The sequence below is a fragment of the Bdellovibrio sp. HCB337 genome, from assembly GCF_047302465.1.
Lineage (GTDB): Bacteria > Bdellovibrionota > Bdellovibrionia > Bdellovibrionales > Bdellovibrionaceae > JACMRP01.
The window spans coordinates 1,278,955-1,304,368 of record NZ_CP178621.1; the positions used below are offsets into that span (position 1 = coordinate 1,278,955).

The window sequence follows — 25,414 nt, forward strand, 5'->3', positions numbered from 1 at the left end:
GAGACGCTCCCACTCGTGAAGAGTGAGAGTCTCCGAAGTATTTTGCCAGCTAAAGGCTTAGTGTTTCATGCCAAAGAATTCTTTGGCTTTATCTAGGCTGCGAGCCCACCAACCTTCATGCGGGATCATGCCGTTCGGAGTGAGTTTATCCACTAAAAGCGGCAGATAAGTTGCAACCTGTTGGCTCAGGCTTTCAGGAGTCATTCCGACTTTGCTTGCAACTCTTTGCACGAGATCGGGTCCCAATACATTCATGATTTGGTCTGATGTTACAGATTTATTTGGAGCACTGCTGATCCAAGACTGAACAACATCACCAAGGCCTTTATCTTGGAATTTTTTTACAAGTCCATCCATGCCACCCGATGCGTCTATAATTTTTGAAATGGCTTGAGTGACTTGAGTGTTTGAAGATCCCAATATGCCGGCAGCTTTTTCTTGGATGCTATCCATCATGCTCATAAATTCCTCCTTAAGAGAAGTTCTATGGACGTTTGACAGATTGAGTTTAAGAGAGGTCGTTCGCGGGTAATAGAAAATCTAGTGAAGATTCTTTCCATCTGTTGTCGTGTTTTTGGGATAAAACAAACTCATAGGTTGTTTTTTTAAACGCATGACAACGGCTTTGTAAATTTGTTTTCTTTGTGGCGTCTTTACTTTACGTGCACGAATAGCAATAAACATAGACATGCTGAAAGCCACAGAGACATTCAAGAAACCGCAAATCAGAATGCCAAAGACTGCAAACCAAAAATCCCAAGTGGAAAATACATTGTGGCCAAGACTTACGACGGCAGCCGCTAATGATCCAGAAGACAGAGTGACGTGACGGACATCGATCGGAAGTCCCAAGAAAGTTCCAAAGACGGGGATCAGGCCTAAGAAAAATCCTAAAGAGATGTTGCCGGCGAAGCCAGAGATGTTTTTTCTGAAGAACAGACCAATTTTTTTAGCCCCGCCCTCGCCAAAAACGAAAACCATACGACGGTTCTGAGAGATAGCCGAGTTCATTTTGTGATACACGAACCAGTTATCCACCCAGCCCGCCATGACGCTTGAAACCCATAGTAAGATTCCCGTGAAGGCTGCATATGGAATCATGCCGCCTAAAATCGATAATGATTCAATGGTGTGGTGAGCTTTGTCTGCTGGAAGAAGGTGATGATGAAGCGCAAAGAACCATGCAAAAGAAATCAGAATCATGGTTGGAACCACGGCGTAGATGTTACCAAGGACCGCAATAAACTGAGAACGCATCAAGTGAATGATTTCGTCGACAAGCTTTTCAAGTGCTTCAGGATCGTTGACCTTGTGCATCTTGGCCGCTAAGGCTGGGGCTGTCATTGCTGGCTGTTTTGTTGCCAACGTATAGCCCATCAATTGAATCGCGACGAAACTGATAGAGTAGTTGAGCGATGCAAAAAAGCCGTGAAAGAAAATCGACGCCGGCAATTTGTACATCAAGAACTTCACCAAAGTGGTGATAGCTGTAAGAACGCCACCGCCGATCGCTTTACGCAAGATGTACATGTATTCAGCACGATTGCGAGTGATGTAGTGCTCGCCAGTCTCAGCACTGCGCTCTACGATTTTCTTAGAGATCAAAGCAAGATTATCGGCAAAAAGGGCGCCAAACTTATGAAGACGGACGTTTTCCACCATCAACGTAGAAACAAACTGAGAAACCGCTTCGGGATTTCTTTCGTGACTGAGTACAAGCTCGATCAGATTGCGGATACGACGAAGCTGACTTTCCATTCGATCCAGCAAGAAGACGATATTGATACTGACACCATATTCATTAAGGTGAGTATAAACTTCTGAAATAGCTAGTTGGCAGCGATCTACGAGTTTTTCCAGCTGCAAAGCCAGAACGAGGCGTTGATCAGAGTCTTGAACTTCAACCATTTTCTGCGCCAAAAGCGGTAATTCAAAAAATGGCAGCTGTTTAAAGTTTTTGTTAGTCACACGGCTTCGAATTGCGGTCGAGAGTCCCGCGCCACTGACTTGCGTGCTTAGTAGCAGAATCGCATCTTTCGCATCGGCAATCAGGGAGTTCCATTCTCCGGCAGAATAGTCTTCAAAAGAAAATAGATTCAGAAAATCTTCGAAGACTTTTTTATCAAGCTGGGAGATCCACACATAATCTTCTTCTTTTTGGAAGGTTTGGCTAAAGAAAGAAGCTAAGTTCGCGTAGTTCGGAGCTTGTGGCAAAAGTTTATAGTGTATACGCTCTAATAATTCGCCACTAAAACCTTGTTGGTTTGCCATACCTGCATTTACAAAAAGATCTAAGGCGCTGGTGTCATGAATAATAGAACGAAGCAAGACCGCGACATTTTTTTTCCATGCGGGATTGCGCTCAAGAACAAAAAGAAGATACTTCGCACGAAGTGCTTGCGGGTGGCCGCTTTGGAAATCCAAATCGGTTTTAATGACGCCCGGACTGCGAATCCACTGAATTAAATCCGTCAACCACTCAAGACGTTTACGCAACAAAGCTTCAGGTGTCGGTGGGGCACTCAGCAAATCATCAAGGTTACGACGTGAATGAGGAGCGAGTGACCATTTCGTGATCAGTTCGCGGGTTTTTTGCAACATCTGTCAATTATGATGTGATTCTGTCACACAGACAAGACTTCAGGACTTTTGCCATGTGTTAATATAAAAAAATGGAAGATTTAAAAAAGCTTCAAGAGAATTTGATACTAAAAACTCGTCGCTTTCATGATATTTCTGATAGGATTGTGGAAGCTTTTTATAAGTATCCACGCCACCATTTCGTTCCTTCTCGTTATTCGCTCAAAGAAGCCTACATTGATAGCGCACTACCGCTGTATAAAAAAGATTCGATGCGTTCGACGATTTCACAGCCGAGCTTTGTTTTGTATCTTTTAGAGCTTCTAAATTTGCATGAAGGACAAAAAGTTTTTGAAGTTGGAGCTGGAAGTGGCTGGAATGCTGCCTTGATGTCTTACTTAGTTGGCGAACAAGGGCTTGTCGTCAGCATGGAAATTATCCCCGAGGTCGCAAGAAGCGCAAAAATTGCGATTGAAAATCATGACATAAAAAATGTGCAAGTGATCATTGGTGATGCCGGAGAGGGATGGGCTCCGGACGCTCCTTATGATCGCATGATTTTTACTGCCGCTGCTCCCAGCCTTCCGGATTTCGTGAGTCGCCAGCTGCAAGACGGTGGCAAAGTGATTTATGTTCAAGAAGGTTTATGGGGCATGGATGAACTGCAGGTTCTAGAAAAGCAGCAAGACAGTTTTACATGCGTGCAGAGAGTTCCTTGTCATTTCGTACCGATGACCGGTTCAACCAGAGATGAACCCAGTAAATCGCAGTCATAGTTCCGATATAACCAACGGCGGCGCCTCCGCAGATATCGCTTAAGAAATGATCGTGAATGATGACTCGGGTAAGACCAAAGAATGCGGCGATGGCTAAAAACACTACGCGTGCCTTCGGAAAAGCCAAAGACATCATCGTGGCAACCGTAAACATCACTTGCGTATGCCCAGAGACAAAGGAATGAAAATCCCAATGAGTCGTGAACGGGTGAAAGACATAGGGATCGAAATCAACGCTCTTATGGGGACGTTGACGGCCAACGACGAATTTAAATATGTGAACAAAAACGCCTGATACAATCAGTGCAAAGAAAAAGTTCCGAGCCCAGATCCGAAGATGCATAAACTGCGGGCGAACCCACTTTGCAAAAATATATAGCAAAATAACGGTGACGAAGTAGTGCTCACTCAGTCCCACGTTGGTAATTGTGCGTGCTTTCAGCCAAATCCATTGAAGTTCAGGGCGCTTAAAATACAGAGCCACACTTTGGTCTAAGGTTAAAGCGGCAATCAAAGCTAGGGAAAAACCAAGAATGCTGACAGTCAGAATACGGCGCGTAGGATATGTCATGCGACCATGCTAACCAAAAAAGATGTCTGTGGGAAGCAACGGATATCCATGTAACATAATCCTTAACTGTTGAAAATTTCCTGACAAAATAAAAGCTTGCCTAGACGAGAGTCCGTCGCCTTAAATGTATTTAGGGCTACTCAACTCTAAAAGGAATTGGAGTTTTAATGGCGCATCGAATGACTAAACAGCTGATTCTTTTCAAAATCATTCTAGCAAGTTCTCTTTCCGCCAGCGCGTGGGCCCCAGACTATTACACTGTCCAAGATCAAAATGCGAAAATCCAAGAAGCCTCGATGAATCCTCTGGAAACTTTTTCGGAAGTCGTCGAAGTCGCAGCCCGCAGAAAAATTGCGGATTTAAATTTAATGGCTTGGGACCATCACGAAGAAGAGTTGGAAGACCCGGCGACTCCTTACAATCGTAAAAGTCAGTACGGGACCTGGGTGCGTGATCGCAACGATGGCACTTGCTATAATACCAGAGCCAAAGTTTTGATTAGATCCTCTGAAATTCCTGTCAGTTTTGCGTCGAATGGTTGCACGGTTAAAAATGGGCTTTGGAATGATCCCTATTCTAACCGTCAATATCGTGATGCTGCGGATATTCAAATCGATCACGTTGTGGCGTTGAAAAACTCTTATGTCAGTGGTGGCTGGAAGTGGAATGCGAACAAGCGTTGTCTGTATGCGAACTTCATGTCCAATGAATATCATCTGATGGCAGTGAACGGTCCCGACAACATGAAAAAAGGGGACCGCACTCCGGAAAAATTCATGCCGCCAAATGCGGCGTATGCGTGCGAGTATTTAAAAATCTGGCTTAAAATTAAGTTGATCTGGAACTTAGCGATGACTCCTTCCGAGGCCGACGCTATTTCTGATTTGGCTAAGCAGCACCAATGCCAGGCTGCTGATTTAGTGATGACAGCTCAAGAGCTCAGCCAACAACGCCAAGGTATTCTTGATAATATGGGCCTGTGCAAGGCTGCTCAGTAAATAAGGACCTCTGATGAATCCGACGACCATTGAAATATTGGGGACGGTGATGTTTGCCGTCGCTATCGTACACACTTTTCTTGTACAGAAGATTTTGAATCTTTCGCATCACTTTCCGAAAAACTCAATAATGCATGGATTTTTGCATCTCATGAGCGAAATCGAAATCGTCTTTGGTTTTTGGGCGGCGATTTTTTTAAGCATCATGGTGGCTCTCAGCGGAGCGAAGGCGACCGTCGAATATCAAGAGAGCTTGAATTTTACAGAGCCTTTGTTTGTGTTCTGTATCATGGTGATGGCGGCAACAAGACCGGTTTTAGGTGTTGCTCGTGACGGCATTCAATTCGTGAGTGCTTTGCTCCGTAAAGTCTTCCGCACTCCCGAGAAAATGACTGACATTTTTGTAGTGCTGACGTTGGGACCTCTCAGTGGAAGCTTCATTACAGAGCCTGCAGCGATGACGGTGACGGCTTTACTTTTGGTTTCGATGTTTCACAGTCCTCCGGCACGTCTTGCCTATTTTCTGATGGGTGTGTTGTTTGTGAATGTCTCGGTCGGTGGAGCGCTGACTCCGTATGCAGCTCCGCCAATTTTGATGGTGGCAGGGAAGTGGGGCTGGGACTTTGCCTTCGTTTTTCAGCATTTTGGGTTGAAGAGCATTGCGACTGTTGTGATCAACGCTTTGATTTTAGTTTTGTATTTCAGAAAAGATATTCAGCAATATTGCTATAGCCTTTATGAAGCCGACAAAAAACAAGATCAAAAGGGGCCGGCAATTCCTTTTGGCGTGACTGTTTTACATTTGCTGTTCTTAGTGATGCTCGTTGTAACCGCTCACTACATGAGTGTGTTCATGGGAGTCTTTCTCTTCTTCTTAGGTCTTACAACGGTGACTCGTCAGTATCAGGATCACTTGCGTTTACGAGAGAGTTTATTAGTCGCCTTTTTCTTAGGCGGCATTATTGTTTTTGGTGCTTACCAAAAATGGTGGTTAGAGCCCCTGCTATCATCTATGTCAGACGCATTGCTATTCAAAGGGGCCACGGCGTTGACGGCGATCACTGATAATGCGGCTTTGACTTACTTAGGTGCGCAAGTTCCAACTCTTTCGGTGGAATCTCGTTATGCCTTGGTTGCTGGTGCGATTGCGGGTGGGGGACTGACTGTGATTGCGAATGCGCCAAATCCTGCGGGCTTTAGTATTTTGAATCCTCGTTTCCCAGGCGGAAACGTAAATCCCATTAAGCTTTTCGTCGCGGCACTGGTGCCAACAGCCGTTGCTGTTGTTTGTCTTTGGTATCTTCCTCACTAACAAAAGCAAAAAAAAAGGGAACTCTTGCGAGTTCCCTTTTTCACTGTCTCTGCGACAACTAAAATTACTTAGTTGGAGCTGGAGTAGCAGAAGGAGCAGCAGCAGGTGCAGCTGGAGCAGCAGCAGCGTCAGCAGCTGGAGCAGCTTTGTCAGCTTTGTGACCTTTTTTGTGCTTCTTTTCTTTTTTAGCAGCTTTTTCTTCTTTTTTAGCTTCAGCAGCAGGAGCAGCAGCCGCAGGTGCAGCTGGAGCTGCAGGAGCAGCAGGTTCGTTAGCTTGAGCAACAACACCAGCGAAAGCCAAAGCGATTACGATAGATACGATTTTCATAAAACCTCCATTTGGTTTACATGTAATTCGGAACGAATTTGTTCCTGAAAACGTAATCAGGTTATCAATGAAAGGTAAAATCGAGATTAAATACAGATTAAATGTTTTTAATCTCAAAATGAAACTGCGCGCCTTTGCTAGTATTGTTAGCAGCATAGAGCTTAGCGTGGTGAAGAATGGCGATTTTCTGAGCAATCGCCAGACCTAAGCCGAAGCCTTTGGCATTTCGCTCTGCATTCGAACCTCGACTAAAGCGCTCAAAAATATAAGGCAGCTGTTCGTCTGGAATTCCAACACCATGATCCATGACGACCACTTTGCTGATATCTTTTTGCCAGATCAGGCTAATAGAGATCATCTCGTTCTCTGGAGAATACTTGATCGCATTTTCCATCACATTGATGAGAAGATTGAGTAGTAAATCATAGTCACCGCGCACGGTTTTGCGTCCCTCAGCCTCATCGAGAATATCAAACTTTAAACGAATGTTTTTGGCGTTCGCAACTTTCTCAACACGGCTGATCGCTTCAAGCACCATATCATCTAAGTGAAGCTCTTCCAGACTTAAAGCGCCAAGTCCCGCATCTACACGAGCAAGTAGCAACATATCTTTGACGATTTTAGTCAGAGTATCGATTTCTTGCAGGGAGCTCTTTAAGAAACCATCGACGTCTTTTTGATTGAACTCATGCTTTTGCATAACTTCAATTTCACCCTTCATGATCGTCAGTGGTGTCAGCAACTGGTGAGAGGCATCAGCGACGAAACGCTCTTGGCTCTGAAAGGCTTGATGGATACGGGCTAGCATTTCATTCAGAGTCAGAGATAGCTTTTTAATTTCATCATTCGCAGAAGGTACGGGGACACGCTGACTCAGCTCACTGGCATCAATACCTTGAGCGGCGCTAATCATACTTTTTACTGGAGCCAGCGCGCGGGACGAGAAGAAAAGACCACCCAGAGTTGCAATCAAAAGGACTAACGGAATACCGATTTGCAACATCGTCAATCGATTCGCAATTTGGGTATCCAACAGAGTCATCGGGACTGCGATCTGCAGAATTACTTGCGGAGAAGTGGAGTTGTCTAAAGGCACGCTGATCAAGCGGTACGAGTCCGCTTCGGCTGAAGGGATCTTACTGATATTTGAGATTGTGCGATAAGTTTCTTCTTCGCCGTGACTAAGGCGTTCAAAATCTTTTTTGAATGAAGGATTGAAATCCCCGAAGTCTCCGACACGGGCAAGGACAGTGCCGGAACTATGAATGACTTGAATCAATGCCGTTCCAAGGGGGAAAGGAAGAACCTTTCCAGTATCCAATTTTAGTGGCGGAAACTTCAAGTCCCCTTTGATGCCGATTTCGATCGATTCAGAAACGTCGACGGAGTAGTTGAAAAGGGCATCGTCGAAATCCTGCTGCAGGGTTTGAATCATGAATAAAAATAAAAATGTATTAAACAGAATCGTCGTGGTTCCGAAGATCACCACAAAAGTCAGCGTCAGGCGAAGACGGATGCTGAGTCTGCTAAATGAGTTAAGAATTTTCTTTAAGAACGTAACCAACGCCCACCACCGTGTGGATGAGTTTTTTAGAAAAAGGCGCATCTATTTTTTTACGAAGCATGTTGATGTAAACATCAATGACGTTGCTTTCGGAATCAAAGTGAATATCCCAAACGTGTTCAGCGATAGAAACACGTCCCAAAGGGCGGTCCGCATTGCGCATCAAGTACTCTAGCAGTGCAAACTCTTTCGTGGTCAGACTGAGTTCTTGGCCAGCACGACGAACTTTGCGATGAATAAGATCCAACTCAAGATCCGCGTACTGCAAGAAAGAATTTCCGCCACCAGTAGAAGAGGATTTGCGGCGAAGCAGTGCGCGAACGCGAGCTAAGAGTTCATCAAACGAATAAGGTTTTGTCAGATAGTCATCAGCTCCAGCATCAAGGCCGTTTACTTTATCCTTGGTCGTAGCAAGAGCCGTCAGCATAAGGATTGGACCTTCAAAACCATCGCGGCGAAGGTGCCGAGCTGTATCGATGCCGTTTTGATCCGGTAACATGACATCAAGAACTACCAAGTCGTATTCGCCTTGAGCCATGAAGGACTCGGCCGCAATACCGCTTTCAGCGACATCGACGGCATAACCGACTTCGTTCAGGCCTTTTTTAAGGAAATTGGCCATCTTGATTTGATCTTCAACTACCAGAATTCGCATCAGTTCTTTCTTTTATAGGTCCATGTCCATCTTTTTAACGGAACTCTCGTTTTCTTCAACGGATTTTATATGATCCTGCTCGTCGATGCTGATGGTCACAGTAGGGCCGCCAGGCTTTTGACTCTTGTTCAGGATCTGAATCAGTTTTGCTCGGTTCTTAATATTTTGAGGCAAAAGGTAAGGGCCGCTATTGCCTTTGGTGTCGATGAAGACCTCAGTCTCCTCTTGGACTTCACGAACGGCCTTCACTTTGCCGCTGATCGAGGACTCAGATTTGTCTTTTTCATAAAGATCCGTGCTGAGTTTTCCCTTTTTTGTGCTCTGAGCTGCGGAGATCATAGGTAAGGTTAGTGCCAAAACTGTCGCTATAAAAAATTCCTTCATGAACCCTCCGATCCTCATTGTGCCAGAATTCAATTGCAGTGCAATAAGTGACTCGTTAGGATGCTTCATTATGAGTTCAGAAAGCATTGCCCTGACCCAAACCGTTCAAAAAGGCGGGTGCGCTGCGAAAGTGGCGGCCTCCGAACTTCGTAAAATCCTCTCTCAAGTGAGATTTCCCAAAGCACATACAGAACTTCTGGTTGATGGTGGTTTATTTGATGATGCCGCCATCTACAAAGTGACTGATGATATCGCGATGGTGCAAACCTTGGACTTTTTCACTCCGATTGTTGATAGTCCGCGCTTGTTTGGACGTATTGCCGCCGCAAATTCTTTAAGTGATGTTTATGCCATGGGTGGAAAACCCAAAACGGCGATGGGGATTTTAGCATTCCCGATCGCAAGTATGCCTGAAAGTGTCATTGTCGAGGTCATGCAAGGGGCCAGCGACGTGATTAGTGAAGCTCAAGCCAACTTCGTCGGTGGTCACTCGATTGACGATGATACTTTGAAATTTGGTCTGTCGGTCACGGGCTTTGTGCATCCTGAAAAAGTTTGGTCCAACGCCAAAGCGCAAGCAGGAGATGTCTTGATCCTGACAAAAGCGCTTGGCACCGGAACGATGACGGCAGCTCTTAAGCGCCGCGAAGCGACCGAACAGGATATTTCTGAGGCGACCACTAGCATGGGGACGCTTAATAACGTGGTGGATTTTTTAGATACCGAGTCTTTGAACGCGATCCACGCCGCGACTGATATTACTGGTTTTGGTCTTTCCGGTCATAGTATGCAGCTAGCAAAAGCCAGTCAGGTCAGTTTGCAGATGCGCTTTGAAGCTTTGCCAAAATTTACGCGTGCCATGGAGTTTCTGGAAAAGGGCTTCTTGACGAAAGCTCATCGTAGCAACGCCGCTTACACGGAAAGCGCTGTAAAGACGGACGGGCTATCGGCTTTGCAAAATCTTCTTCTTCATGATCCTCAGACGAGTGGGGGCTTGTTACTCTCTGTGCGAAAAGATCTTGCGCCTCATTTAGTAGGTCAGCTTAAAGGGGCCTTCCCACACACGGCAATTATCGGCGAAGTGCGACCCCCAGACGACTTCTTGGTGAGTTTTGAGTAATATTAGTGAGCCTTCTTTTTTTGAACTATTCCGCCAGGGAACTCCTCTGATTGATGTCAGAGCGCCGGTGGAATTTGCCCAAGGGGCGCTGCCGGGGGCGATCAATCTTCCCATTATGTATGATGAAGAACGTGCTCATGTGGGGACGACCTATAAGCAGGCCGGGCGTGAAGCCGCCATTACTTTGGGGCACGAACTCATTTCTGGAAAAGTAAAAGAGCTTCGAATGAAGATGTGGGCCGAGCAGATCCGCAAGGAGCCACAGGCTGTCCTTTATTGCTTTCGTGGGGGCTTGCGTTCGCAGATTACTCAAGGGTGGCTGAAGGACGCAGGCATTGATAGACCCTTGATCGTCGGTGGCTACAAGAAGGCTCGTAATTTTTTACGTCAGGAAATCGAACAGTTCTCTGCGCAATCAGATTTTGTCCTGCTTTCGGGTCCTACGGGGAGTGCTAAAACTCACATCCTGAATCAGGCGGCGACCTTCTATCCAAGTGTGGATTTAGAGGCTATTGCTCACCACCGGGGCTCGGCGTTTGGCGCTTGGGCGATCCCGCAGCCGACACAAATTGATTTTGAAAACAAGTTGGCCGTGAATCTTTTGAAGCTCAAAGAGAAGGCTCAAGGCCAAAGGGTTCTGTTCGAAGATGAAAGCCGTTTGATCGGGCACTGTGCATTGCCAGAGAGTGTGTTTGCTAAAATGCGGGCGTCTGAAGTGATCTTTATCGAGGAAAGCTTTGATCAGCGCGTAGAGAATATCTATCAGGATTACGTCGCAAACACGGCCTTAGGGAACGGTTCTGTCGAAGAGGCCCTTCGGATTTTCACAGCCTTTCGCCGATCTGTGCGGGATATTTCTAAAAAACTGGGTGGACTGAGAGCTCAAGAAGTGCTGCAAGATTTAGCAGTTTCCGAGAGCGAGTACCTTCGCGGACGGAACCTTGAGGTGAATAAAGCCTGGATTGCCAAACTTTTGAGCTATTATTACGACCCTTTCTATCAGCAAAGTTGGTCCCGCAGGCAACCTCGAGTGCATTTCCGAGGGTCGGGACCTGAGGTACTTGAGCATCTTCGAAATTTTCGCGCGGGATGTTAACTCTTTGAAAAAAGAGAATTCTGTTTAAAGATTGTGATGTTGAAGTTTTAAAAACAACAAGAAACAAGGATGAACAAACAGGAGACTCAATGAAAAAGTTGGTTATTGCGGGCGCCGCTGCAGGATTAGTGATCGCCGTTGGATGTACCAAAAAATTGGATACAGATCAGAAGAAAGCTAGCTACGCGATCGGACAACAAATCGGTGGCAACATGAAACAACAGAACATCGAAATCGATGCTGATGTTATGGCTATGGCTATGAAAGATGCTATCAAAGGCGATAGCAAAATGACTAAAGAAGAAATTCAGCAAGCAATGATGAAGCTTCAAGAATCTGCTATGAAGAAGCAACAAGAAGCAGCTGAAGAGAACAAGAAAAAAGGCGCTGAGTTCTTGGAAAAGAACAAGTCTGCTGAAGGTGTGAAAGTTACGGCTTCTGGTCTTCAATATAAAGTTGAAAAAGAAGGCGATGGCAAAATGCCAACTAAGACTGACACTGTAAAAGCTCACTACACTGGTACTTTGATCGACGGAACTAAGTTCGATTCTTCTTTGGACCGTGGTCAACCTGCTGAGTTCCCAGTTCAAGGTGTTATCCCTGGCTGGTCTGAAGCTCTTCAAATGATGAAAGTTGGCGCTAAGTACAAACTTTTCATCCCACCAGAACTTGCTTACGGTGCTTCTGGCCGTCCTGGTATCCCAGCAAACTCAGTATTGGTTTTCGATGTTGAGTTGGTTGAGATCGTTAAAGCCGGTGCAGCTCCAGCGGCTCCAGCTGAAAAACCAGCTAAGAAAAAGTAATCGTGTTTGATACAAGTGTAGATCCATTTTTACACTTAGAAAGGCTCCTCGAAGAGGCGAAACGCCGAGGGGAGCCCGAGCACAATGCGATGGCTCTGGCAACAGTCGGAGCCGACCTTAAGCCCTCCGTTAGAATCGTCTACTACAAAGGACTCATTCGCGGAGGTCTTTCTTTTTATGGCAATTACAATTCCAGTAAAGGTAAGGCGATTGCGCAAAACAATCAGGTTTGCGTGAATTTCTATTACGCTAAAGACTGGGAACAAATTCGTGTCTCGGGCAAAGTCCACAAGCTGACTCGTGCCGAGAACGAAGCTTACTTCAAGACTCGCAACCGCTTAAGTCAGATAGGCGCTTGGGCTTCGAATCAGAGCCAAGAAATCCCTGGGACTGAGTATTTCCAAAGACGTGTTGCTGAGTATGAAAAATCCTTCGATGGCCAAGAAGTACCATGCCCAGAGAATTGGGGTGGCTATCACATCGTTCCTGAAGAATTCGAATTTTGGTTCGGTAAAACCGGCCGTCTGCACGAACGCTACGTGTATCAACGCCAAGCTGATGGTAGCTGGCGCACATTTATGCGTGCGCCATAGTTCTTAAAAGAAATACTTCAAACTTAACAATGCTGATGCGACAGTTCCAGTTGTAGTTTCGCTGCCGGAACTGCCAGTGGCTTTCAATTCTGTCGTTGCAGAACGGCCAATGTATTCGATGACAAAGTTTTCATTGAAAAACCAGCCCATGCCCAGATGTGCACCGACGCCATTTTTAGTTGTTGCGGTCGATGTCGAGGATGTGGCCTCAGTAAACTTCGTCATGCCATAAGTAAGAGCCAACGGAATATAGAACGATTCCCATCGGTAAGCAGTGCCGCCATAGAGAAAGTGTGTTTGGTAAGTGGAGGTATCAGAGCTTGAAGGTATTGGAAAACCATTGGCTGTTCCTGAGTAGAACTTTCGGGCGCCGCTATTTTGATAGCCGCTGATGAAGCCCCAGGAGTTCGGCTGCACACTCCATACGTCAATACCAAATTCAGTCGTAGAATTGTAGTTCAATGCATAAGTCGCATTGTATGGCGTCCCTGAAGAGGTCCCGCCACCTGAAAGATTCACCATATAGTTGGGGCTGTATCCGACACTAAGGCCGATTTTCAAAGAGGCGTTTGCAGTTCCTGTATAGGCTAAAATAAAAGCACAAAGTGCAGTGATCAATTTCATGAATCCCCCTAAAATCTAATAAAACCACCTTTGATTTATAGTGTAAATAAGAAGTAGTTTCATTTGGGCCAAGGTCTGTTAGATGTGCTCAAGAATATTGACGAGTTTCCCAAAAGGATCGCGTACGAAAAAGCGTTTTACACCCCAAGGTTCTTCGGTGAGGGGGTATTCGATTTTGAATCGTCCTTTCTTCATTCGGCGGAAAGCTTCGTCGACATCATCCACTTCGATAGAGAGATCTGGAACTGGGGTTTTAGATCCGCCTTGCGAGGCAAAGCTTATTTGTGTCTGCATCTTTGCAGAAGACCCGTAAGTTTTGATCCATCCATGATCCATCAATAATTCGAGTCCGAGGATAGTGCCATAGAACTTCTTTGCAGAAGCCATTTTCGTGGTCTCGATATTTGCAACGATACGTTTTACTTTCATGAAACTACGGTGCGAGGTTTTGTCGTGGGTTGCAAGTAGATTTGCTCTGACTTTAACTGTGACTCAGAGTTTCTTCGCGCGTCTTTTAGATCTCTTCAAGATGGATGACGAAACGCTCAGTAAACGGGTATTCATCCGTTGGCTCGACTGGGACGCGTTCCTTTTTGATCACTCGAAATTTGCTTTGGGGTAGGAAGAGAACTTCCTCTTCCTCATTTTTGCGTGTAGAGGCATCTTTAATGCTGCGTCCACTTTTACTTTTAATAACATACGAGAGAGCCGCATTTTCAATATATTCTTTTCTAGAAGCTGGAGACTTTCCCTCTGTTGTACTCGTGAAACCTAAAAAGGTATGAATGCCGCCGACTTCAGGAAGTGAGTCGTAGTACTTGTGCGCTTCTTTGAATGCAGACTGGAAGCTGATAAAATCACCCCTATAGACAATGCCTTTATAAGTGGGAAGCTTATTGAGGGCTGACACAATCATCAGTATTCGAGCCTCGGCCATTTTACTTTCCTCAGCGGATAGCTGGGCCTTTTTTGGATTCCAAAGATAAGTATTAACGTTTTGATAGCCCCATTCGGAATATTCCACCAGTGAAGCTAGTTCCAACTCAGACAATTTATGCAGAGGGTGCGTTGGTTGTAAAAGGCGTAGGGTGCTATTCAAATACTCAACATGGCTATAGACACTTCCCAAGGCCATTCCACCGGTCCCTGTGAGATGGGCCTGCTTAGACTTTTGAAAAAAGACGTTATAGAGCGCCATTGCTTCTGGTTCTGCAGAATAAGCCTTGAAGTCGATCGCCCTTCCACTTGGAAGGTTTGATATAGCTTTCGATGAGTCTGCAAAGACCTGGCTGCAAGATGGAGCCGCAAAGGCAGCGCTCCCATAGAATTGCACAAGGCCCATAATGGCAAGAACTGTCAAAAATACTGACAGTGATGGGGCCCTATATTTTACTTCAATGGGTGTTGGTTTCATAGAAAACAAAGACTACAAATTCGGTGCCATAAACTGTGGATACAAATGAGGTTACTGAATTACGGATTGAATCCAAGTGTAGGCGTCTGCGACGTTAGCGTAGCCTTCAACATTGGATTTAGCTAAAGGATTGCGTCCCAGGCAGCCGGTGCCCCAGCTGACAATTCCGACTTGCACATAGTGGTCGCCTGTCTTTTGCACCAAGGGGCCGCCACTATCGCCAGAGCAAGCAGAGCGGGTGTTGTTGGAGGTTGAAGCGCAAAGAGTGTCAGCTTCAATAGTCCACCCGCGTTTTTGAACGTAAGAGTCTTTGGTACATTCTGCGCGGGTGATCAAAGGAAGAGTAATTTTTTGAAGGTCTTCTGCTTGGTGTCCTTTATTATCTACCAGTCCCCAACCCATGACAATCGCAGTAAGAGGGGAGGGGGAACTATCCAAATCGTTCGTGTTTAAAACGACTGGAGTGACATTATGAACTTCTGCTTCAAGCTCGATCAACGCAACATCGTGTTTTGGCCAAGAAAAATCGGGATGAATCAAGATAGACTTTGCTTTGAGCTCGCGGCCACCTTCGCCAGAAATTTTATTACTACCGATGAAGAGCTTCATTTCAGAAATATTGATAAAGCCCGCGTTTTTGTCTGTGGCTCTTTCAAGAACACAGTGAGCTGCGGTTAAAACCCACTTTTTATGAACCAGGCTTCCGCCACAGAGATGATCATTGAAAATGTCTTTGGGACTATTTAACCAGATATTCACTAAAAACGGGAGCTCGTTCGGAGCAGCGTCTTCGCCGCCAAAAACTCCAGACGTCTGAGTGCCTGCCAGTGTCCTGTCGAAATGCGCGTCGTCCTTCTGGCAGGCTGTCAGAAGGCTCAAGACGAGAAGGCTAGAGAGTGTTTTAGTGAATACTTTCATCGACGTCCTGCTGGAAAAAAAGCTTGGAAATTCAGGAAGAAACCTACCTGAAATCCCTAAAAAAGGCCTCTAAGGACTGCCTATTATGCAAAATCTTCAGATGATCCCATTTAAGAAGCTGTTAATTTCATTAGACGAAGTCTTTTTTCATCATCCTGTTGGTGGTGTGGAAGCCTGACTTTTCATAGAGCGCTATGGCAGCCGTATTATGGCCAAAGACGTGGAGTCCCACGGATTTGCATCCGAGAGCGCGAGCTTCTTCCTCCATAAGGGCTATCAGATGTTTTCCTAAACCCTGTCCGCGTTTTTCAGGATTTAAAACAACATCGTAGATGAAGGCATATATTTTTCCCGACTGGGATTTTTTCGCAAACCACAACATACCCACTGGCTTTTGTGTGGCGTCTTCAATCACTGAAAAAAGAAATTGATCCGGGGTCTCTAAACCTTGAGGAAGAAGTCTTTCGTAAGAGTCTTGAGCGACTTTTAAAGCCTCTTCTGGCGTAAGACCTTCGCCTTTTTGTTTTTCGTCGGCATAGTTTGCGACAGAGAATTTTCTATATTCGGTATACTCTTCAGAGGTCATTTTTCTTAGTTTAATCATAAGGCAAATCCTCGTTTCGTTTTTTGAAGCTAATCGCTTTGTTCAGCACGATAAATCAAGCGACAGACTCTTTTGCCAGAGCTTGTACTGGTTTTATCTTCGAAGTGCAGTATCGAATTTTTAGGAAATTGATCCAAAATATAAGAAGGCTCAAACGCCGAGTACAATCGCCCGTCGTTATGTCTAGCATCAGTCACTTCCGTCACGCGCCAAGAAAGATAAAGAATGCCTGAGCTTTTTAGAAGTCTTTTAAGATTTTGAAGAGCTTCAGGAATTTGCTTCAGTGGCAAATGCATGATTACAGTCTCGCATAAAATATTGTCGAACTGTTCTTGAATCTCTGAAAGAGCGGGTAGAAGGGCTTGGCCAAATTTAATTTTGGGAAATAAATTTGTGGCGATGGTTAGTAGCTCTGATGAAGAATCAAAGCCTTGAACCTTGAATCCCTGCTGTCGTAACCACTCGGCATCGTGGCCATTGCCACAACCGATATCAACGGTGGTACCGCCAGAGGTAAAATACTTCTGCAAAAGTTGATACATGTCCGTAGGCTCTGGCTGAGTCAGCCAATCTTGGCTGTAAGTGCTTGCTTTGTCGGAATAAGCTTTTAGAGTCGGTTGATCCACAGTCAAAAGTTATGACTAAAACCCCGAGCAATCAAGTCTCAAAAACCAATTCCTATTCTAAGATTGTGGCGGGACTGTGCGCAGCATCCATCCAGCAGTGGTTTCGATTTCTTTAAAATGAAAATCTCTGTAGAGCGATTGTGAATAAGACGTTTTTAGCAGCCATTTTACGGAAGTCAGTTTTGGATGCTGGAATAAACATTCCATCAGAAAATGGCCCAGGCGTTTTTGGCGATGGGCTTCCTCAACATATACGTCACACAAATAAGCAAACGTACAATAATCCGTAATGACACGGGCAAAGCCCACTTGCTCTTTATTTTGAAACATACCGATTGTGAAAGAGGACTTGATACTATTTGCGACGGTTTCTTTGGTTCTGCCTTTGGCCCAATAGGAATTCGTCAAAAATCGGTGAATGGCATCGACATCCAGAAGTGTTGTATCGTCGCTGACAATGTAAGTGTCTTTTTTCCACTCCATAATTTCCCCTGTCGTTAGAGCTTCAGTGAATCCCACTCATATGCAAGTTCATTAAAGGATTTCCCGCCGATTTCGTCTGGCTTCTTTTGGCCTGAGAACGTGGCGCCCGATCTTTCATAGAAACGAATCGTTGGATTATTTTCAAGAACCCAGCAGTAGGCTTTTTGATAGCCTTGTTCACTCATCAGTTTGAAGCCTGCTGATAAAAGCGCAAAGCCAATCCCTTTGTTTTTGTATTTCTCTAAAAGGTAGATAGCGCCAAGCTCAATAAAAGTTTCGCGGTTTTCATCGCGGGGCAGACCGAAGATAGTAAATCCAACGATTTTATCTGAAACCGTCGCGACCCAGATCCATCTTTTTGCATTTACTAAAGAGCGTTTCCAGTTTTCAGTTCTTTCCGTAAGTTCTGAGGGGAGCGCATCCAGATAGGCCTGGGGGACTAGCCCCTTATAAGCCTCTTGCCAGGCTTGAACATGAACATTTGCGAGAGTTTCTTCATCGCCACTGAGGGCTCTTCGGATCGTAAATTCTTGCATAACGGTAGTATCTTGCTCCGGGGACGCATTTGGAGCAAGCAAGAATTGATAATTATTTCAGCAGGTTCGCTATAACTGCATTTTTTTAAAGTCCACTACTTGACAATACACAGTACCTAGCAATATACAGTACCCATTACTAGGGAGCATAAATATGAATGCCCAATTTAAAAAAGGGGTTCTAGAGCTTTGTGTCCTGACCTTGATTGGCCGTAAAGACTATTACGGCTATGAGCTGGTCGAGGAGATCTCAAAGGTTCTGGAGATTTCCGAGGGGACTTTATATCCGATTCTGCGTCGATTGACGGAAGAAGGGTATTTTGAAACCTATTTGCGGGAGTCCTCAGAAGGACCGCCGCGAAAGTATTATCGTATAAGCAAGGCCGGTAAAGAGTTCCAGAAAGAACAATTTAAGCAGTGGGCCGAATTTAATCAGCAAATTGAAAAACTAATTGGTGGAAAGACAAATGAACCAACAAGATTATTTAAAATCACTAAAAATTGAACTTGAGAAAAGAAATGTCGGCAATGTCGAAGAGATCATCGCCGATTATAAAGAACACTTTGCGCATGCGCTTGAAGCTGGCAAGACAGACGATGAAGTCATTCGTAAGTTAGGATTGCCAGACCTGATTGCTCAAGCACATGAAACTGAAGCAATGATTAAAAAGGTCAAGGCAGAGGATGCGGGTATTCCTTGGGGCACCGTTATTAACAGTATTGGACGCCTCTTTATCATTGCTCCTTTCAACTTTATCTTTTTATTCATTCCAGCCGTCATAATTATTTCGTTGGTATTCGCCGGGTGGTCTGTAAGCGGAGCTATCGCCGCTGTCGCATTGGCACTTTTTGGAGTCGTTCCAGGAGTCGTCACTTCCGGTGGGACTTTGTGGGCCATGATTGCAGTTATTTTTACTAGCTTGGGAATTTTGGGGTTGGCCGTTATGGGCTTGATCGTCATGTATAGCCTAACAAAGTTTTTGGCTTTGGCTGTGATCAATTACTTGCAGTGGAACTTAAAATTCATTCTTGCTAAATAGGATTTCTAATATGAAAAACATTAATCTATCTAAAATCTTTGTAGGCGTATTCATTTTCACCATCTTGTCATTCTCTTTGGCTGGCTATGCAACCAAGCAAGCGAAAGCTGCAAATCCAGAGGTCGTAAATCAAGTTGCCAAGCATTTTAATGTTCATATCGACACTTCTGATTCAGGTTTTTCTATCCTGACGGCGGATGACGCGGACTATGCAGCTGTGAATAAGACTTGGGACTTTGACGGCAGCGCAAGCCAACTAAATATCTCTGCAAAGAGTGTCGATGTTACTTTCGTAAAATCCGCGGACGACAAGTATCACCTTATTGCTAGAGGTTTTGCCGGAAATGAAAATAGCAAAGACCTTTTGACGACCGAAATTCACGGCCAAGAAATTTTTGTGAGTGACGAAGGGAAAAAAATCAAAGATGTGTCTTTGACGGTGCAAGTCCCTGCGAATAAGTTGAAGTCGCTTCGTAGCAACTCAGTCAGTGGTGGTTTTTCTTTAAAAGACTTGGCATCTGATGAAATTCACATCGTGACTATTTCCGGCGATATCTCTGTCACAAAGGCAGTAAGTCAGTGGATTGAGGTCAAGAGTGTCTCTGGTGATATCGACTTAGAAAACACCAAAGAGGGCCGTATTGAGGCAAAATCGACGTCTGGGGATATTAAAATCCATTCTCCAAATTTGCAGAATTCTCAGTTTGAATTGAAAAGTGTTTCTGGTGAAATCATCAATCCTTTCGGGAGCAAAAAAGACGCTGTCACAAAAGTCACAGCAAGCACGGTCAGCGGGGATATTGAGGTTCAGGCTAGATAATACTCATAAAACCTTGCAATTTCGGGGCACATCCGAAAGGCTTTAGGTATGAGGAAGATTGTTATTATAGTCGTCATCTTGCTGGCACTCGTCTGGGTTAAAATGAGTTCAGACGAGGAGTACGAGTTGGGCGAGACTTCGGATAGTTTGAATGCGCAAGAAGAGACCGTCCATCTAGAAGACCCCGATGACAATGAACCAACTCCGGTAGTATCTCCAACGCCACCAATCAAGACATCTGTACCAGAAACCTCACAGCCTTCCCCAGCACCCACGCTAGTGGTGGAAGCAACGCCGATTCAGATCCAGCAAGAACACAAGCCACAACCGACCCCGTTCGAAAAAACGGGTGAGCAAGTGGCTGAGGAAAAGTTGAATATTCCTATCGACGAAGAGTTAAAACAGGCGATCCCATTGACCACGTGGACAACGACTGAACCAAGTCGCTTCACAGGGTTTTTTTACGGATACGTGGAGCTAAAAGGACAAAAACACCATGTTCGCTTGAGATTGGCATTTGACGGGTCTAATGGAGATGTTGCTCCAGGAAGCTGTGTTACCATTTATGGCTCCGGAGCGCCCCTCTATAGTGAAAAGTACGCCAATGGAAAAATGAAGGTTTTTAGGACTAAAGAAGAAAAGTATATTATCTTGTCGATCTCGGATCAGGTTTACTTACAAATCTTTCAAACTACAGAAAATCGCCAAAGAACACTGCGCGTTCACCTAACGACTAAGAGTGATAAAAGACCGGTTATCTTTTATCTGAACCATTCACGTGTATCCGGCATTGTGTTAGAGGGGCGCTGTTAAAAAAAATCTAGTATGTCTCGGCAATCGAGGGAGAGTAAAATGATACAGCTACCTGTTATCACCGGCACTTTGGAACGTCGAATTCTTTTGAATTATACAATCGACCCACAATACTTAGAGAAGTTTTTGCCGCCACGGTTTAAACCACGTCTTTACAAGGGTGTCGGAGTTGGCGGAATTTGTATGATTCGGTTCTCGAATCTAAGGCCCCAGTATGCTCCGTCATTTTTTGGTATCGACTCTGAAAATGCTGCCCACAGAATTGCGGTCGAGTGGGAGAGTAAGGATCAAAAACACGAAGGCGTATTTATTCCCAAACGCAATACAGCTTCACAGTTTAACTATTGGGCTGGGGGACGTATTTTTCCTGGAATCTTTCAGAAGAGTCAATTTAAGGTCCATGAAGAGAACGGAATCTACAGCGTGAAGATCTGTCAAGACGGCAAGGATATTGTTAGTTTTGAAGGAAGAGTTTCAGACGTTTTTCCAAAAGACTCCGTTTTTGCGAACCTTGAGGAGGCTTCGAATTTTTTTGCAAAGGGTTCCGTGGGATATTCACTTTCGAAAGATCAAACCTATTTTCAAGGGATGGAACTTAGACTGCTAGATTGGAGCATTCGTCCCTTAGAGATCCTCTCTGCATCTGTAGATCTCTACGAGAATGAGTCCATTTTTCCAAAGGGCGCGGTTCGCCTTGATAGCGCCATGCTGATGGAGAATCTCAGGCACGAATGGCATAAGATTCCGAATCTGAGTTCAGCTTCTAATCGAATGGAATGAATTTGCGAACCCATGGGCCGAAAACTTCCGGACGCGTTGGGTTTTGGTTCGAGCTATCAAACAAGTCGTACCAGAACCAAATTCCTTTTTTAGAACCTATGTAGTCCCAGAAAACACGCGTATTTCCGCCAGTGGCGTTGTAGATTGTTGAATAAGCAAAATCCACTTGAATCAAATGGACATCACGTCCGTGCGAGTTCGCTTTGCTAAACGCCTTGTCATAGATAGCAGACTTCAAAACAGCGAGACGGAATCCCTCATAGTCGTTGCTCTTACCTTTTTTGATAATAGCAATTTCATCACCACGAGAAATGAAGCGACTGACGACGACGCGAAGTGCGTCTTTGCGTGGGATGATTCCTAACTTCAGATTTTCTAAGTCTTTTGGCTTTCCACGATTTGCCATGAAAACAGCCGTGTCGTAAATTAGATCATGAACGTAAGTTGCCAAGGCCTGTGGATCTTGATTCAGGTTATAAATGTCTTTGATGGTTTGAACGATGCGAGGATCCGCCTCTTGCAGTTTTTGTACAGGAGGTTTTGGATGACTCGGCGTAAATTTAATATTTTCTGCAGATTCGATTTTCGTTTGGAAAATATTCGCCGACATTGTGGATTGGTAAGCCAGATCAGCACGGTCTTTTACAAGAGGGAATCTTTCAGCGATTTCTGCGCGGGCAGCTTCGGAAGATTTGATCGGTGCCCAACGATCTGTCGTACGAGGGTTCGCAACTTCAAACGCCAACTTTTCTAGATAGATTGGCAACGCGTTTTTAAGATTTTCACTCAATTTTAATTGGGTCTCTAATTGAAGACTTGAAAGAAGCTCACGAAGCACTTGGCCTTTTTCGATCGGAGACGCGTTGACCTTCTCGTTCACAGTCTTTTGAATTAATGAAAGCGCTTCAAATAGTGAGTCCGGAACAGGGTCGGTGTTGCCGAGTTCTTTTAGTTTTCTGACGATGGAGGTTTGCAAATCAAGACCGAGCTTAGCTTCGTTCCAAGCGGCCGATTTATTCAAACCCAATTGCTTAATAATGTCGGTCGGGCGGTATTCCGCAGAATAGGCACTGAATACCTGGTGGCAAAGCTCGGCACTAAGTGCCTGAGAGCCATAAGTTAAAGCTAAAAGACCGCCTATAAGCCATTGAATTTGGTATCTCTTCATAAGAACCTCTAATCAACACCTTACAAGTTCTGTGCCTGGAAGAAGAGGGAACAATGAGATCTAATGCTTTATAGGTGTCACCTCCTTAGACAGTGCCTGCGAAAGGGCACCGTGGCCGGGGTTTTAGAGGCCGTAAATCCTCAATTCGTTCCGATGTGACGAATTCGTCACGACACTGCGTTTCTGTTGTCAATTGTCGGTGTTAATACACACCCCCTATGAGTCACTTAAAATTATTCGCAGGCATTGCCATCGTTGTTGTCGATCTTCTTTTTAATTGCGCCCTGGCTAAAGCTGCGCCGGCGACCGAGAAAGAGGCCGAAGTCGTCGAGGTTAAACTTTACGATCCTGCTGGATTAAAGCTCGAAATTTTTAAACGCCAAAAACAAAAGAAAAAGCCCCACGTACCCCCAAAAAATCCGCCACCGGATTTTCCTGATGACCTGATTATTTCTGACGACATCAAAGAAAAACAAAAACTGTGGTTCCCATGGATTCCGCTAGGAACTAACAACCGGGCTGTCGAAAATGATTGCCGTCAAGAGTCCGTCCGTGATCGTATTTGGCGAAATACCTCAGTGCCTCTGCAAGCTGAAGCGCTGAATAACTGGGTCAATAAATGTTATGACAAAGTGGCAAGGGGCTTTTTGCGAAGCACCTACATTCCACTGATCCGCTTTGCGACTGTAGACTATGACCTTTTAGATAGCAGAAATATTCATCACGTCCGCGCGACACTTTCTGATGGCCGCGTGCTGGATGGTTTTATCGCAATGAAGCCAGGGGACACTCCACGACCCTTTGTAATCGCAAAGTGCGGGGTACTTTGTAATGCCGACCAGAGTGTGATGCATCGGTCCTTCATGATGCATCTTTATGACGAGTCACCATTTCATGTGCTGACTCTGGCGAATAATACGGGCTCGGAATTTATGGTTAATAATAAAGCCCTGTCTGTCGGAGGATTTGATGAAGGTCGTCAGCTTTATCAAATTGCTCAGCTTGTAAAATCTGTGGATTCGCCGGTTCATCATCGTATTTCAAGTGTCCACGTGGTGGGTGCAAGTCTTGGGGGCAGTGCTGCTTTGTATGCGGGCCTTTATTCAAGTCAAAACGATCCGCGGGGGCAAGAGTCCATTCAAAGTGTGACGGCAATTTGTCCTGTGGTGGTGCTGGATCATTCCATTCGGGATATTTACTCCAGTAAACCTATTTCAACGGTGGCGGTCTTTGAGACCCTTCACCAAATTCGTGATGTTTTTAATTTTGTGCCGGTGATTGGGCGATTTTTCCCCCTGAAGAACCAGCGCATGCGTGCGGGGGAGATCTACGATAAATTGACCCAAGCAATACTCAGTTATTACCGGGAGTGGACTGTGAAGTCCTCTTGGGATTTAAAACCCTTTACCGGGGTCCGAGTACAGTCTTTAGATCATTTTTGGGAGCTCAACGATTATCGGAATTACGTCGACAAAGTGACTATCCCCACTTTGACGATTTCGTCTGATAACGATGAACTCGTGAAAACCCCCGCTAACTCTAAACTGCTAGCTAAAAAACTGCACGAGTCACCGAATGACAAAGTCGGCACCGTGTTTTTGCATCAAGGAAATCATTGTGCATTTGCGATCGGGAATGGTTGGGGAAATTATTCGATGATTCTTCGCGAGTATATCTTGTCCCATAGTCCCGAGGCCGACAAACACTGGCACAAAACTGATAGAGAATTCGGAAATGTCAGCTGGAAATTGAAAAACGATGAGCAAGTCGTCGATGCACTTTGGGAAGCACAACCTAATGATGACAAAATGAATTTGAAAGTTAAAATCTTTAGTCCCTCGCAAAACTTTACGCGCGGTGATTGTGATCGAGGCGATCCTTCTGAAGCAGGACCTCATTGTTATCGTACAGTCGTGCACCGAATGCCGATTCGTACTTTGCCTTTAGAAGATCTTGGAACTCCGCTTTCGGAATATGAAGCGACGTCTTTAACTCGTCTTGCGAATACACGTTTTAGTCTGGTCGATGAAAAAGGAGAGCTCGTCATAAACCATTTCCGCAAACCACATGCGGTCCGAGCTTGGGTGTGGAAGTAAGGCCCCAGTCGCAGGGACTAGGGCCTATGAGTGCAATTAGTTATGGCGATTCTTTTTGTGGTGCTTTTTCATTTTAGCAACCAAGCACAAGAATGCATTTTTACGTTGAGTTGGTTGAAGAATGTCGTAGAAAACATTGTTCGCAAGCGCTAAATGTCCTGATACTAGTTTCGTTGCACCATCAGTAATTTTTTGTGAAGCAGCTTCAGCAGCGGCTTTGTCTGTAGTTTGATCCATCACAGTTTGCGCATAGTCCATCAAAGCGATTTTCAAATCAGCTTTTTGCTGGATCTGTTCTTTTTTAGCTGTGAAGGCTGCGGCCTCAATCTGAGTTTTTTGGTCATCAGTGATAGCTGCATCTGTACATGCTTTTGGTTCTGGCTCATCCGCCTTAGTTTGGCCACGGTCTCTGCGGTCGTGACGGTCGTTAGCTTGCCCTCTGTCGTGTTTGCTCTTAGCTGCCAAAGCTTGTTCAATAGCCTCAGGTGTTGGTGAAAGCGCATTCAAGTCAATCGCGCGTCCGTCGTCAGCGGCGTGAGCCAATCCTGCGGTTGCCAAGCTTGCTACTAAGAGTGCTAGTGTTGTTTTCATATCCATTCTCCTTTTGTCTGTGAGCCGCTCCGTGCGACTGCATGTTGTTTAGATCTCGAAGTAGAAGAAAGTAATGAAAGAGTGTGGAGACTGTTCGAGGCTCGGTCCGATTTGTTATTCT

30 protein-coding genes are annotated in these 25,414 nt (G+C 45.1%); 13 read left to right on the forward strand and 17 right to left on the reverse strand.

What is annotated here, in order from left to right; all coding sequences use genetic code 11:
* Nucleotides 1–57: 57 nt before the first annotated feature.
* Nucleotides 58–462 carry a YidB family protein gene (locus ACLWBB_RS06175; RefSeq protein ID WP_413290736.1) on the reverse strand — a complete coding sequence of 135 codons (405 nt, stop codon included), beginning with the start codon at nucleotides 460–462 and terminating at the stop codon, nucleotides 58–60.
* A gap of 78 nt (nucleotides 463–540) precedes the next feature.
* Nucleotides 541–2,601 carry a site-specific recombinase gene (locus ACLWBB_RS06180; RefSeq protein ID WP_413290737.1) on the reverse strand — a complete coding sequence of 687 codons (2,061 nt, stop codon included), beginning with the start codon at nucleotides 2,599–2,601 and terminating at the stop codon, nucleotides 541–543.
* A 71-nt stretch (nucleotides 2,602–2,672) separates the two neighbouring features.
* On the opposite strand from ACLWBB_RS06180, the gene ACLWBB_RS06185 reads away from it, so the two are divergent.
* Complete coding sequence (locus ACLWBB_RS06185; protein ID WP_413290738.1) at nucleotides 2,673–3,356, forward strand: protein-L-isoaspartate O-methyltransferase family protein; 684 nt, start codon at nucleotides 2,673–2,675, stop codon at nucleotides 3,354–3,356.
* Here ACLWBB_RS06185 and ACLWBB_RS06190 read toward each other — a convergent pair.
* Complete coding sequence (locus ACLWBB_RS06190; RefSeq protein ID WP_413290739.1) at nucleotides 3,274–3,927, reverse strand: phosphatase PAP2 family protein; 654 nt, start codon at nucleotides 3,925–3,927, stop codon at nucleotides 3,274–3,276. The genes ACLWBB_RS06185 and ACLWBB_RS06190 overlap by 83 nt on opposite strands.
* A 179-nt stretch (nucleotides 3,928–4,106) precedes the next feature.
* Here ACLWBB_RS06190 and ACLWBB_RS06195 point away from each other — a divergent pair, with 179 nt between their 5' ends.
* Nucleotides 4,107–4,925, forward strand: coding sequence for a DUF1524 domain-containing protein (locus ACLWBB_RS06195; protein ID WP_413290740.1), 819 nt, complete (start codon nucleotides 4,107–4,109; stop codon nucleotides 4,923–4,925).
* A 13-nt stretch (nucleotides 4,926–4,938) separates the two neighbouring features.
* Complete coding sequence (locus ACLWBB_RS06200) at nucleotides 4,939–6,237, forward strand: putative Na+/H+ antiporter (protein ID WP_413290741.1); 1,299 nt, start codon at nucleotides 4,939–4,941, stop codon at nucleotides 6,235–6,237.
* Between the two features lie 64 nt (nucleotides 6,238–6,301).
* On the opposite strand, the gene ACLWBB_RS06205 is transcribed toward ACLWBB_RS06200, so the two are convergent.
* From ACLWBB_RS06205 to ACLWBB_RS06220, 4 genes are all read right to left on the reverse strand, one after another.
* Nucleotides 6,302–6,565: a hypothetical protein gene (locus ACLWBB_RS06205; RefSeq protein ID WP_413290742.1), complete on the reverse strand. Its 264-nt coding sequence runs from the start codon at nucleotides 6,563–6,565 to the stop codon at nucleotides 6,302–6,304.
* 97 nt (nucleotides 6,566–6,662) lie between these two features.
* On the reverse strand, nucleotides 6,663–8,171 hold the full coding sequence (locus ACLWBB_RS06210) for a sensor histidine kinase (RefSeq protein WP_413290743.1): 1,509 nt from the start codon (nucleotides 8,169–8,171) through the stop codon (nucleotides 6,663–6,665).
* On the reverse strand, nucleotides 8,101–8,784 hold the full coding sequence (locus ACLWBB_RS06215) for a response regulator transcription factor (RefSeq protein ID WP_413290744.1): 684 nt from the start codon (nucleotides 8,782–8,784) through the stop codon (nucleotides 8,101–8,103). Before ACLWBB_RS06215 ends, ACLWBB_RS06210 begins: the two co-directional genes overlap by 71 nt.
* A gap of 12 nt (nucleotides 8,785–8,796) precedes the next feature.
* Nucleotides 8,797–9,168: a hypothetical protein gene (locus ACLWBB_RS06220; RefSeq protein ID WP_413290745.1), complete on the reverse strand. Its 372-nt coding sequence runs from the start codon at nucleotides 9,166–9,168 to the stop codon at nucleotides 8,797–8,799.
* 70 nt (nucleotides 9,169–9,238) lie between these two features.
* On the opposite strand from ACLWBB_RS06220, the gene selD reads away from it, so the two are divergent.
* The 4 genes from selD (at nucleotide 9,239) to pdxH (ending at nucleotide 12,780) form a co-directional block, all read left to right on the forward strand.
* Nucleotides 9,239–10,288 carry a selenide, water dikinase SelD gene (gene selD, locus ACLWBB_RS06225; protein ID WP_413290746.1) on the forward strand — a complete coding sequence of 350 codons (1,050 nt, stop codon included), beginning with the start codon at nucleotides 9,239–9,241 and terminating at the stop codon, nucleotides 10,286–10,288.
* Nucleotides 10,281–11,384 (forward strand): tRNA 2-selenouridine(34) synthase MnmH, encoded by a 1,104-nt coding sequence (gene mnmH / locus ACLWBB_RS06230; protein ID WP_413290747.1) that lies wholly within the window; start codon nucleotides 10,281–10,283, stop codon nucleotides 11,382–11,384. Before selD ends, mnmH begins: the two co-directional genes overlap by 8 nt.
* 89 nt (nucleotides 11,385–11,473) lie before the next feature.
* Nucleotides 11,474–12,187 carry an FKBP-type peptidyl-prolyl cis-trans isomerase gene (locus ACLWBB_RS06235; RefSeq protein WP_413290748.1) on the forward strand — a complete coding sequence of 238 codons (714 nt, stop codon included), beginning with the start codon at nucleotides 11,474–11,476 and terminating at the stop codon, nucleotides 12,185–12,187.
* 2 nt (nucleotides 12,188–12,189) lie between these two features.
* Nucleotides 12,190–12,780 carry a pyridoxamine 5'-phosphate oxidase gene (gene pdxH, locus ACLWBB_RS06240; protein WP_413290749.1) on the forward strand — a complete coding sequence of 197 codons (591 nt, stop codon included), beginning with the start codon at nucleotides 12,190–12,192 and terminating at the stop codon, nucleotides 12,778–12,780.
* A gap of 3 nt (nucleotides 12,781–12,783) precedes the next feature.
* On the opposite strand, the gene ACLWBB_RS06245 is transcribed toward pdxH, so the two are convergent.
* The 8 genes from ACLWBB_RS06245 to ACLWBB_RS06280 all read right to left on the reverse strand — a co-directional run bounded on the left by ACLWBB_RS06245 (nucleotide 12,784) and on the right by ACLWBB_RS06280 (nucleotide 17,985).
* Complete coding sequence (locus ACLWBB_RS06245; protein ID WP_413290750.1) at nucleotides 12,784–13,404, reverse strand: hypothetical protein; 621 nt, start codon at nucleotides 13,402–13,404, stop codon at nucleotides 12,784–12,786.
* A gap of 78 nt (nucleotides 13,405–13,482) precedes the next feature.
* Nucleotides 13,483–13,833, reverse strand: coding sequence for a VOC family protein (locus ACLWBB_RS06250; protein WP_413290751.1), 351 nt, complete (start codon nucleotides 13,831–13,833; stop codon nucleotides 13,483–13,485).
* An 85-nt stretch (nucleotides 13,834–13,918) separates the two neighbouring features.
* Nucleotides 13,919–14,818 (reverse strand): ADP-ribosyltransferase, encoded by a 900-nt coding sequence (locus tag ACLWBB_RS06255; protein WP_413290752.1) that lies wholly within the window; start codon nucleotides 14,816–14,818, stop codon nucleotides 13,919–13,921.
* Between the two features lie 51 nt (nucleotides 14,819–14,869).
* Complete coding sequence (locus ACLWBB_RS06260; RefSeq protein ID WP_413290753.1) at nucleotides 14,870–15,736, reverse strand: S1 family peptidase; 867 nt, start codon at nucleotides 15,734–15,736, stop codon at nucleotides 14,870–14,872.
* Between the two features lie 130 nt (nucleotides 15,737–15,866).
* Nucleotides 15,867–16,340, reverse strand: coding sequence for a GNAT family N-acetyltransferase (locus ACLWBB_RS06265; RefSeq protein ID WP_413290754.1), 474 nt, complete (start codon nucleotides 16,338–16,340; stop codon nucleotides 15,867–15,869).
* A 29-nt stretch (nucleotides 16,341–16,369) separates the two neighbouring features.
* Nucleotides 16,370–16,966 carry a class I SAM-dependent methyltransferase gene (locus ACLWBB_RS06270; RefSeq protein ID WP_413290755.1) on the reverse strand — a complete coding sequence of 199 codons (597 nt, stop codon included), beginning with the start codon at nucleotides 16,964–16,966 and terminating at the stop codon, nucleotides 16,370–16,372.
* Between the two features lie 57 nt (nucleotides 16,967–17,023).
* Complete coding sequence (locus tag ACLWBB_RS06275) at nucleotides 17,024–17,449, reverse strand: GNAT family N-acetyltransferase (RefSeq protein WP_413290756.1); 426 nt, start codon at nucleotides 17,447–17,449, stop codon at nucleotides 17,024–17,026.
* Nucleotides 17,450–17,463: 14 nt separating this feature from the next.
* A complete protein-coding gene (locus ACLWBB_RS06280) occupies nucleotides 17,464–17,985 on the reverse strand; it encodes an N-acetyltransferase family protein (protein WP_413290757.1) in 522 nt (173 codons plus the stop codon).
* Nucleotides 17,986–18,139: 154 nt separating this feature from the next.
* On the opposite strand from ACLWBB_RS06280, the gene ACLWBB_RS06285 reads away from it, so the two are divergent.
* From ACLWBB_RS06285 to ACLWBB_RS06305, 5 genes are read left to right on the forward strand one after another with little or no spacing between them, the layout of a single operon-like run.
* Nucleotides 18,140–18,490, forward strand: a complete 351-nt coding sequence (locus ACLWBB_RS06285; protein WP_413290758.1) for a PadR family transcriptional regulator — start codon at nucleotides 18,140–18,142, stop codon at nucleotides 18,488–18,490.
* Complete coding sequence (locus ACLWBB_RS06290; protein ID WP_413290759.1) at nucleotides 18,453–19,025, forward strand: DUF1700 domain-containing protein; 573 nt, start codon at nucleotides 18,453–18,455, stop codon at nucleotides 19,023–19,025. Before ACLWBB_RS06285 ends, ACLWBB_RS06290 begins: the two co-directional genes overlap by 38 nt.
* Before the next feature lie 10 nt (nucleotides 19,026–19,035).
* Nucleotides 19,036–19,845 (forward strand): DUF4097 family beta strand repeat-containing protein, encoded by an 810-nt coding sequence (locus ACLWBB_RS06295; RefSeq protein ID WP_413290760.1) that lies wholly within the window; start codon nucleotides 19,036–19,038, stop codon nucleotides 19,843–19,845.
* 48 nt (nucleotides 19,846–19,893) lie between these two features.
* A complete protein-coding gene (locus tag ACLWBB_RS06300; RefSeq protein ID WP_413290761.1) occupies nucleotides 19,894–20,658 on the forward strand; it encodes a hypothetical protein in 765 nt (254 codons plus the stop codon).
* Nucleotides 20,659–20,697: 39 nt separating this feature from the next.
* Nucleotides 20,698–21,438, forward strand: coding sequence for a DUF2071 domain-containing protein (locus ACLWBB_RS06305; protein WP_413290762.1), 741 nt, complete (start codon nucleotides 20,698–20,700; stop codon nucleotides 21,436–21,438).
* Here the strand turns inward: ACLWBB_RS06305 and ACLWBB_RS06310 are convergent.
* On the reverse strand, nucleotides 21,422–22,606 hold the full coding sequence (locus tag ACLWBB_RS06310) for a hypothetical protein (RefSeq protein WP_413290763.1): 1,185 nt from the start codon (nucleotides 22,604–22,606) through the stop codon (nucleotides 21,422–21,424). The genes ACLWBB_RS06305 and ACLWBB_RS06310 overlap by 17 nt on opposite strands.
* Before the next feature lie 218 nt (nucleotides 22,607–22,824).
* Here ACLWBB_RS06310 and ACLWBB_RS06315 point away from each other — a divergent pair, with 218 nt between their 5' ends.
* A complete protein-coding gene (locus ACLWBB_RS06315; protein ID WP_413290764.1) occupies nucleotides 22,825–24,702 on the forward strand; it encodes a hypothetical protein in 1,878 nt (625 codons plus the stop codon).
* 36 nt (nucleotides 24,703–24,738) lie between these two features.
* Here the strand turns inward: ACLWBB_RS06315 and ACLWBB_RS06320 are convergent, their stop codons facing one another.
* A complete protein-coding gene (locus ACLWBB_RS06320; protein ID WP_413290765.1) occupies nucleotides 24,739–25,293 on the reverse strand; it encodes a hypothetical protein in 555 nt (184 codons plus the stop codon).
* Between the last annotated feature and the right edge of the window lie 121 nt (nucleotides 25,294–25,414).

What these genes read in the sequence shown, in the direction of transcription:
- ACLWBB_RS06175 (WP_413290736.1), bottom strand. Translation starts at nt 462, where the DNA reads ATGAGCATGATGGATAGCATCCAAGAAAAAGCTGCCGGCATATTGGGA.
- ACLWBB_RS06180 (WP_413290737.1), bottom strand. Translation starts at nt 2,601, where the DNA reads ATGTTGCAAAAAACCCGCGAACTGATCACGAAATGGTCACTCGCTCCT.
- ACLWBB_RS06185 (WP_413290738.1), top strand. Translation starts at nt 2,673, where the DNA reads ATGGAAGATTTAAAAAAGCTTCAAGAGAATTTGATACTAAAAACTCGT.
- ACLWBB_RS06190 (WP_413290739.1), bottom strand. Translation starts at nt 3,927, where the DNA reads ATGACATATCCTACGCGCCGTATTCTGACTGTCAGCATTCTTGGTTTT.
- ACLWBB_RS06195 (WP_413290740.1), top strand. Translation starts at nt 4,107, where the DNA reads ATGACTAAACAGCTGATTCTTTTCAAAATCATTCTAGCAAGTTCTCTT.
- ACLWBB_RS06200 (WP_413290741.1), top strand. Translation starts at nt 4,939, where the DNA reads ATGAATCCGACGACCATTGAAATATTGGGGACGGTGATGTTTGCCGTC.
- ACLWBB_RS06205 (WP_413290742.1), bottom strand. Translation starts at nt 6,565, where the DNA reads ATGAAAATCGTATCTATCGTAATCGCTTTGGCTTTCGCTGGTGTTGTT.
- ACLWBB_RS06210 (WP_413290743.1), bottom strand. Translation starts at nt 8,171, where the DNA reads ATGCGCCTTTTTCTAAAAAACTCATCCACACGGTGGTGGGCGTTGGTT.
- ACLWBB_RS06215 (WP_413290744.1), bottom strand. Translation starts at nt 8,784, where the DNA reads ATGCGAATTCTGGTAGTTGAAGATCAAATCAAGATGGCCAATTTCCTT.
- ACLWBB_RS06220 (WP_413290745.1), bottom strand. Translation starts at nt 9,168, where the DNA reads ATGAAGGAATTTTTTATAGCGACAGTTTTGGCACTAACCTTACCTATG.
- selD (WP_413290746.1), top strand. Translation starts at nt 9,239, where the DNA reads ATGAGTTCAGAAAGCATTGCCCTGACCCAAACCGTTCAAAAAGGCGGG.
- ACLWBB_RS06235 (WP_413290748.1), top strand. Translation starts at nt 11,474, where the DNA reads ATGAAAAAGTTGGTTATTGCGGGCGCCGCTGCAGGATTAGTGATCGCC.
- ACLWBB_RS06245 (WP_413290750.1), bottom strand. Translation starts at nt 13,404, where the DNA reads ATGAAATTGATCACTGCACTTTGTGCTTTTATTTTAGCCTATACAGGA.
- ACLWBB_RS06250 (WP_413290751.1), bottom strand. Translation starts at nt 13,833, where the DNA reads ATGAAAGTAAAACGTATCGTTGCAAATATCGAGACCACGAAAATGGCT.
- ACLWBB_RS06255 (WP_413290752.1), bottom strand. Translation starts at nt 14,818, where the DNA reads ATGAAACCAACACCCATTGAAGTAAAATATAGGGCCCCATCACTGTCA.
- ACLWBB_RS06260 (WP_413290753.1), bottom strand. Translation starts at nt 15,736, where the DNA reads ATGAAAGTATTCACTAAAACACTCTCTAGCCTTCTCGTCTTGAGCCTT.
- ACLWBB_RS06265 (WP_413290754.1), bottom strand. Translation starts at nt 16,340, where the DNA reads ATGATTAAACTAAGAAAAATGACCTCTGAAGAGTATACCGAATATAGA.
- ACLWBB_RS06275 (WP_413290756.1), bottom strand. Translation starts at nt 17,449, where the DNA reads ATGGAGTGGAAAAAAGACACTTACATTGTCAGCGACGATACAACACTT.
- ACLWBB_RS06280 (WP_413290757.1), bottom strand. Translation starts at nt 17,985, where the DNA reads ATGCAAGAATTTACGATCCGAAGAGCCCTCAGTGGCGATGAAGAAACT.
- ACLWBB_RS06285 (WP_413290758.1), top strand. Translation starts at nt 18,140, where the DNA reads ATGAATGCCCAATTTAAAAAAGGGGTTCTAGAGCTTTGTGTCCTGACC.
- ACLWBB_RS06290 (WP_413290759.1), top strand. Translation starts at nt 18,453, where the DNA reads ATGAACCAACAAGATTATTTAAAATCACTAAAAATTGAACTTGAGAAA.
- ACLWBB_RS06295 (WP_413290760.1), top strand. Translation starts at nt 19,036, where the DNA reads ATGAAAAACATTAATCTATCTAAAATCTTTGTAGGCGTATTCATTTTC.
- ACLWBB_RS06300 (WP_413290761.1), top strand. Translation starts at nt 19,894, where the DNA reads ATGAGGAAGATTGTTATTATAGTCGTCATCTTGCTGGCACTCGTCTGG.
- ACLWBB_RS06305 (WP_413290762.1), top strand. Translation starts at nt 20,698, where the DNA reads ATGATACAGCTACCTGTTATCACCGGCACTTTGGAACGTCGAATTCTT.
- ACLWBB_RS06310 (WP_413290763.1), bottom strand. Translation starts at nt 22,606, where the DNA reads ATGAAGAGATACCAAATTCAATGGCTTATAGGCGGTCTTTTAGCTTTA.
- ACLWBB_RS06315 (WP_413290764.1), top strand. Translation starts at nt 22,825, where the DNA reads ATGAGTCACTTAAAATTATTCGCAGGCATTGCCATCGTTGTTGTCGAT.
- ACLWBB_RS06320 (WP_413290765.1), bottom strand. Translation starts at nt 25,293, where the DNA reads ATGAAAACAACACTAGCACTCTTAGTAGCAAGCTTGGCAACCGCAGGA.